We start from the raw sequence: 6,989 nt of genomic DNA on the forward strand, positions 1-6,989 counted from the left end.
GCGGGACCAGGGCGATGCCGAAGCAGGCCCAGACCACACCGGTGGCGATGTTGTTCTTGATTCGGCGGCCGGGGCTGACGTGCCGGAAGGTCGGGGCCTTGACCGGCTTGTCGAGTGTGGCGGTCATCCGTTCACCTTCCCGCCCGCCGCGAGCCGAGCCAGTGCGTTGACGACGAACGTCAGAGCGAACAACACGAAACCGGCGGCGATGTAGGCGCCGGTCGGCAGCTTGGAGCTGAATTCCGAAGCGGAGGCCGCGATTCGGGAGGCGAAGGTGTAGCCGCCGTCGAACAGCGTCCAGCTTCCCGCCTTCGTCGAGGTGCGCAGCACGATCAGGACCGCGATGGTCTCACCGAGCGCGCGACCCAGGCCGAGCATGGAACCGGCGATCACACCCGAGCGGCCGAAGGGCAGCACGGTCAACCGCACCACTTCCCACTTGGTCGCGCCCAGCGCCTGCGCCGCCTCGATGTGCGTGCGCGGGGTGAGGCCGAAGACCTCACGGCTCACCGAGGTGATGATCGGCAGGATCATGACCGCGAGAATCACGCCCGCGGTGAAGATATTGCCGCCGCCGGCGATGCTGACATTGCCGTCGGAGAACAGGAAGAACCAGTTCAGGTGCTTGTTGAGGAAGTCCTCGAAGGGGCTCAGCTTCGGAGCCACGACGAGGAAACCCCACAGACCGAACACGATCGACGGCACCGCCGCCAGGAGGTCCACGATGGCCGAGAACGGACGCGCCAGCACCTTCGGTGAGTACTGCGTCAGGAACAGCGCGATACCGACACCGATCGGCACCGCGATCGCCAGGGCGAACAACGAGCTCAGCACCGTGACCATGAACAGGTCCTTGATGCCGAAGTGCAGGTTGTTGTCGTCCTTGACGTTGAACTCGGTGGTGGTGAAGAAGTTCGACTTGTTCGCCATGATCGAGGGCCATGCCCTGATCAGCAAGAACAATGCGATCAGGGCAATGGCGGCGACGATGATCCCGCCGGCGGCCGTGGCCGCCGAACGGAACGCGAACTCCGCGCCGAACTTGGTGGGTGCGCCGCGCCCCGCGGCCGGTTTGGTGCTGGGATCGGTCGGCATCAGCGCAGTATCCCCCGGCGTTTGGGCACGGTCATCCCTCGGGTCGGTCGAAACGGACAGACCCGAGGATGCAGCTTCGTCGTGCACGGTCATCGTGGTTTTTTCGGATCAGGCGATCACTGAATGGCGTTGATCGCGGTGGTGAGCTTGGTCTTGAACGCGTCCGGCAGCGGCACGTAGCCCGCGTCCGCCAGACCGGTCTGACCGTTGCCGACCGCCGAGGTCAGGAACGCCTTGACGGCCTTCGAGGTGTCGGCGTCGCTGTACTTCGAGCAGACGATCTCGTAGGTGGCCAGCATGATCGGGTACGCGCCACCGGTGGTGGGCTTGTAGATCGAGCTGTTGTCCAGGACCAGGTCGTTGCCCTCGCCCTTGACCTTGGCCGCGTCGACGGCCTTGGCGGCGGTCTCGGTGGTCAGGTCGACCGGCTTCGGGTCGTTCGAGGTGGCGGTGGTCAGCACGCGCACGTTCGACAGCTTCTGCGCCTTGGCGAAGGACCACTCGGTGTAGGTGATGGTGAACTTGGTGTTCGCGACCGCGGCCGAGGTGCCGTCCGAGCCCTTGACGCCCTCACCGACGCCACCGTTGAACGCCTTGCCCGCGCCCTTGGTGTAGCCGCCGGCGGCGGTCAGGTACTTCTGGAAGTTGTCGGTGGTGCCCGACTCGTCGGAGCGGAAGATCACGCCGATCTTGTCCGAGGGCAGCTTGTCCGCGTTGTTCGCGTTCAGCGCCTTGATCGCGGTGTCGTTCCAGGTGGTGATGTCACCGGAGAAGATCTTGGCGATGGTCGGCGGGTCGAGAACCAGGTTGTCGACGCCGGGGACGTTGTAGGCGACCGCGATCGGGCCGAAGACGGCGGGCAGGTTCCACGCCGGGCTCGCGCAGCGGGCGGCGGCCTTGTCGGTCTCGCCCTTCTCGGCGGACAGCGGCGAGTCGGAACCCGCGAAATCGGTCTGGTTGCCGATGAAGTCGTTCACGCCGGCGCCCGAGCCCGAGCCGGTGTAGTCGAGCTTGGCGCCCGAGCAGTTGGCCTGGTAGGCGGCGACGAAACGGTCCATCGCGTTCTTCTGGGCGGTCGAGCCGCTGGCCTTGAGCGAGGTCTTGCCACCGCAGGCGACGTCGATCTTGGCGGCGCCGTTGGTGCCGTTGTTGTCGGAGCCACACGCGGACAGGGTCAGGGCGCCGGCCGCGGCCAACACACCGAGCAGGGCGCTGCTGCGCTTGAGATTCACCAATTCCTCCGGGGGAATCACGTTGCACGTCCAACCCCTCAACGGTCGGACGGGCGCGAAGGCGGCTGTTCGCTGCGAACTAGCGCACCGGGCAGCGGTTCGCGGCCCAATTGCAACGTAGGGGCGGCTGGTTGACAGTTGGACCTGGGTAGGTGAACGCCAGATGAACACACCGCCCAGATTCCTGAGCACGTCGTGTGATATTAGCCGCACTGTTGCCGGGCGGAATTTACGGCGCGCTGGAGTACGCCACGTCGATGTGGAATCGAGTGAAATCCAGTCGGGTGTAGGTGTGCACCGCCGCGGTGTTGTCACCCTCGGTGTAGAGCAGCACGGCGTCGAGGCCGCGGTCCTTCAGGTAGTGCAGACCCGCCAGGGTGAGCAGCCGGCCGAGGCCGCGACCCTGCGCCTGCGGGTCGATGCCGACCACGTAGACCTCGCCGATCGGCGGGTTCTCGTCGGAATGCACCTTCGTCCAGTGGAATCCGAGAACGCGGGCCGGGTCGGCCGGATCGGTCGCGATGAACAGGCCCTTGGGATCGAACCAGGATTCGGCGCGGCGGGCCGCGATATCGGACTCGGTCCAGCCGCCTTGCTCGGGATGCCAGGAGAAGGCGGCGTTGTTCACGCGCAGCAGTTCGGCGTCGTCGGAAGGCCCCGCGTAGGTGCGCAGTTCCAGACCGTCCGGCACGATCAGTTCAGGTAGCTCAGAGTTCGCCAATTCCCGTCGCATTTGCCACAATTCACGCGAAACGGACAGGCCGAGCCGAGCGGCGACGGCCTGCGCGGGCGGCAGATCACCGTGCGCCCACACCCGGGCGTCCGGGCCTCCGGCGGCCAGGGCCGCAGCCACCAGACCAGCGCCGATACCCTTCCCGCGCAGCGCCGGATCGACCGCGACCTCCGCCATCGCCGGGTGCTCCCCGTGCGCGGGAACGAGATTCGCGTACCCGGCCACCACGCCGTCCCGGATGTCCACCAGATGGCGTGCGGGAGAATCGTTTCCGAGCGACAGCACGGCCTGCTCCGAGACCGGGGCGACCCCGTCGGCCGCCGTGGCCCGCTCCAGCACCGCCCGCACCTCCCCGGCCGTCTCGAGGGGCAGCCGGTCGGTCCAGGAAGTCATCAGATCGTGCCGTTCGCCGTCGTCAGTTCGGAGTCGTCGCCCTCGGCGTCGGGGAAGGTGACCGCCTCGCCCTTGCCCGCGGTGCGCGCCGGGCGCACCGCCTTGTAGCCGACATTGCGGACCGTGCCGATCAGCGATTCGTACTCGCTGCCGAGCTTGGCGCGCAGCCGTCGCACGTGCACGTCCACGGTGCGGGTGCCGCCGAAGAAGTCGTAGCCCCAGACCTCCTGCAACAGCTGCGCGCGGGTGAAGACCCGCCCGGCGTGCTGGGCCAGGTACTTGAGGAGCTCGAACTCCTTGTAGGTCAGGTCGAGCGGGCGACCGCGCAGGCGGGCGGTATAGGTGCCCTCGTCGATCACCAACTCGCCCAGGGTGATCTTGCCGGTGTTCTCCGGGCTGGCGACACCGCCGTTGCGGGCCACCAGCAGTCGCAGCCGGGCATCCAGCTCGGCGGGTCCGGTGCCCGGCAGCAGGATGTCGTCCAGGCCCCAGTCCGCGTTGACGGCGACCAGACCGCCCTCGGTCAGCACCGCCACCACCGGCACCGAGGAGCCGGTGCTGCCCAGCAAACGACACAGGCCGCGCGCGGCGGCCAGGTCGGTGCGGGCGTCCACCAGCGCGACATCGGCGGAACCGGCCTCGAGCAGGGACGCCACCTCGGTCGGCGCGGGCCGCACGTGATGCGGCAGCAACGCGAGCGAGGGCAGCACCGCCTCGGGGTTGGGGTCGGAGGTCAGCAGGAGCAGCTCCATGGGGGCCCTCCATCCCATCTGGCATGTGTGTGGCTACCGCACTGTCGGCCACTACCCCATGCAGGTCATCACAGGTAATCGCTGCCTACATTAGCGTGTCGGGACCGACAGGCTCGTATCTGTGGCCAGCGAGGCAACCGACTGGTCCGGTCTACTCCCTCTTCATCTCCATTTCACCGGTCCGCGACCTGCCCGTGTCGTACCGCGACCGTCGGTAACGACCCTTCCCCCGACTAGGGTGCAGGCTATGCGTTTCCGGAGGCTCCTCATCGGATTGCTCTGCTTGGCAGGGCTGGCCGTGCTGCTCGATTTCGGGGTCGCGGCCTACTCCGAGTACCGGGTGTCGCGCCTGCTGCGGACCGGCTCGGACCTGAGTGCCGACCCGGAGATCACCTTCCACGAGTCGATCGGGCATCCGTTCGTGACCCAGGCGCTCGACGGCGTGTACCGCGGCATGGACGTCCGCGCCCGGGTGCTGCGGCCCGATATCCCCGGTCAGATCACCGTCGAGGCGAATCTGTGGGGTGCGCACGTGTCGATGCGCAATCTCATCGACGGCAATGTGGGCCGGGTGCCGGTGGACGAGGTGCTCTCGCGGGTCCGCATCGAACCGGCCGAACTCGGCCGCATGTTCAATATCCAGGGTCTGCAGGTCTTCGGCCCGCCCACCGACAAGTCCGACGGCTCCGGCGGTTCCGGCGGCACCGGCGTGACGACCACGGGCGCGGTCATCCTCGAGGGCTTCGTGCCGGTCACCCCCGACGCCGACCCGGCGCTGTCGATCCAGGTGCCCGACCCGCGCGGCGACGGCGGCGAGAAGGTCACCACCAAGAAGGTCCACGTGCTGGCCGAGCTGAAGCTCGAGGGCAATCAGGTCCAGGTCACGGCCACCGCCATCTCCGGGCGGGATCTGCAGGGCGACGCGGACACCGAGCCGACGGTGTGGGACGTGACGCCGGGCGTTCCGGCCTACGCCGCGGCCGCCGCGTTGCTGGGCGCTGAGCTGACCGTGCCCGAGCAGGTGCAGTCCGTGGTGTTGACTCGCACACAGGCCCGTTCGACCGTCATGCCCGAATCGGAGTCGCTGGCCAACTTCGCCCGCACCCGGGCGACCCTGATCCTGCATCTCGCCATCACCCGCATCCGGACCCTCGCGCAGGAGCTGATTCCGGACTACGGCGCGGACTGCCCGGTCGCGGTCGTCTACCGGGCGACCCAGCCGCGGCAGCAGGTCCTGCGGGGCACGCTGGCCGATATCGCGGACCGGGTCGAGGCCGCCGACCTGCGGCAAGCCGCCGTGATCCTGGTGGGAAGCGCCCTTGCCGAATCGGTGAACTGCGCCCAGTCGCACCTGTACGATCCTGCACGCGATAGGTCGCATATCACTGGCTGAATGGCCGAAATGCGATGATAGCTAAGGGCTATGGCCCTTTCTGGTAACGGGTTGCGCGCTGACGGTAGATTGGATCGAGTGTCCGTCACCAGAATCGCGACTGTGACCCGGCAACCGCCGGTGGGTGTGGTCGTGCCCATGTAACAAGATCGGCCAGCTGGGGGGATACCCCAGGGAGTCTCAATTTACGGTGAAGTGAGCCCCGAACACTGGACGCCACGCTGAAGCGGCTGTGGCGTCCTGTTCGGGTTTTCGGCGGGGAACGCTGCGCGTAGCGGTGTTCGGAAGCGAGGTTTGGGTTGAACCGGCTGGATTTCGGCAGCAACGGCGAAGCTGGAAGCGAAATCGCACCGGGGTCGGGCGATCTGTTTCCGCTCTCGCCCGCGCAGCTCGGTATCTGGTACTCCCAGCACCTGGACCCGCAGGTACCGATCAATATCGCTCAGTACGTGGAGCTGCGCGGCGAACTCGACATCGAGTTGCTCGAGCGCGCCATGGTCAAGAGCTCCGAGGAGTTCGGGTCCGGCTTCCTGCGCATCGTCGAACGCGACGGTGAGCCCATGCAGATGGTCGACCACTCGCTGGATCGCACCATCTACCACGTCGATCTGAGCGGTGCGGCCGATCCGGCCGCGGCCGCCCAGGAGTGGATGCGCGCCGAGTACAGCACCCCGCTGGATCTGACCCGGGACCGTCTGATCAAGACGGCCATGGTGAAACTGGGTGACGCGCATTACTACTGGTATGCCCGGATCCATCACATCGTGCTGGACGGGTTCGGCGCGGTCACCTACCTGACCCGCACCGCCGAGCTGTACACGGCGTATGTGAACGGGGTCGAGCCCGCGCCGCACAAGCTGACCGATCTGCCGACCCTGGTCGAGCAGGAGTTCGCCTATCGCGAGTCGAGCCGCTTCAAGGCCGACAAGGAGTACTGGGCCGAGCGCGTCGCCGGGCTCGAGGACGGCACCAGCCTGGTCGGGCGGTCCGCCCCGCCCGCCGCCGTGAACCGGATCGCCACCGGTGCGCTGAACGAGGATCAGGCTTCGCTGCTGGACGCGGCTGTCGCCCGCCACGAATCCTCGCCCGCCGGACTGCTGATCGCCGGTTTCGCCGCCTACCTCGCGCAGTGGACCGGCAGCGAGGACGTCATCCTCAGCCTGCCGGTGACCGCGCGTACGACCGCGATCATGCGTCGCTCCGGCGGCGCCGCCTCCAACATCGTGCCGCTGCGGCTGCGGGTCGGGCACGACACCAGCGTGGCCGAGCTGCTGCAGCAGGTGACCGTCGCCGTGTCCGGCGCCCTGCGGCACCAGCGCTACCGGGCCGAGGACATTCGCCGTGACTCCTCGGGCGAGTTCAGCGGTGGCGAGGTCGGGTCCCAGTTCTTC

6 protein-coding genes are annotated in these 6,989 nt (G+C 67.6%); 2 read left to right on the plus strand and 4 right to left on the minus strand.

Features of this window, described 5'->3' with window-relative positions:
• Positions 1–123: 123 nt before the first annotated feature.
• The 4 genes from pstC to ACWELQ_RS33255 form a co-directional block, all read right to left on the minus strand.
• Positions 124–1,095 carry a phosphate ABC transporter permease subunit PstC gene (gene pstC, locus ACWELQ_RS33240; protein ID WP_452400996.1) on the minus strand — a complete coding sequence of 324 codons (972 nt, stop codon included), beginning with the start codon at positions 1,093–1,095 and terminating at the stop codon, positions 124–126.
• Positions 1,096–1,211: 116 nt separating this feature from the next.
• On the minus strand, positions 1,212–2,327 hold the full coding sequence (pstS, locus tag ACWELQ_RS33245) for a phosphate ABC transporter substrate-binding protein PstS (RefSeq protein ID WP_452400997.1): 1,116 nt from the start codon (positions 2,325–2,327) through the stop codon (positions 1,212–1,214).
• A gap of 229 nt (positions 2,328–2,556) precedes the next feature.
• Complete coding sequence (mshD, locus tag ACWELQ_RS33250) at positions 2,557–3,453, minus strand: mycothiol synthase (RefSeq protein WP_452400998.1); 897 nt, start codon at positions 3,451–3,453, stop codon at positions 2,557–2,559.
• Positions 3,453–4,205, minus strand: a complete 753-nt coding sequence (locus ACWELQ_RS33255) for a winged helix-turn-helix transcriptional regulator (RefSeq protein ID WP_452400999.1) — start codon at positions 4,203–4,205, stop codon at positions 3,453–3,455. The genes mshD and ACWELQ_RS33255 overlap by 1 nt, the downstream gene beginning before the upstream one ends.
• Before the next feature lie 247 nt (positions 4,206–4,452).
• Between ACWELQ_RS33255 and ACWELQ_RS33260 the strand changes: the two genes are divergently transcribed.
• Entirely contained in the window at positions 4,453–5,598 is a 1,146-nt protein-coding gene (locus ACWELQ_RS33260; RefSeq protein WP_452401000.1) for an LmeA family phospholipid-binding protein, read from the plus strand.
• A gap of 299 nt (positions 5,599–5,897) precedes the next feature.
• The coding region (locus ACWELQ_RS33265; RefSeq protein ID WP_452401001.1) for a condensation domain-containing protein at positions 5,898–6,989 on the plus strand (1,092 nt) is incomplete at its 3' end.

This window comes from Nocardia sp. NPDC004722, assembly GCF_053601505.1.

What these genes read in the sequence shown, in the direction of transcription:
- pstC (WP_452400996.1), bottom strand. Translation starts at nt 1,095, where the DNA reads ATGCCGACCGATCCCAGCACCAAACCGGCCGCGGGGCGCGGCGCACCC.
- mshD (WP_452400998.1), bottom strand. Translation starts at nt 3,453, where the DNA reads ATGACTTCCTGGACCGACCGGCTGCCCCTCGAGACGGCCGGGGAGGTG.
- ACWELQ_RS33255 (WP_452400999.1), bottom strand. Translation starts at nt 4,205, where the DNA reads ATGGAGCTGCTCCTGCTGACCTCCGACCCCAACCCCGAGGCGGTGCTG.
- ACWELQ_RS33260 (WP_452401000.1), top strand. Translation starts at nt 4,453, where the DNA reads ATGCGTTTCCGGAGGCTCCTCATCGGATTGCTCTGCTTGGCAGGGCTG.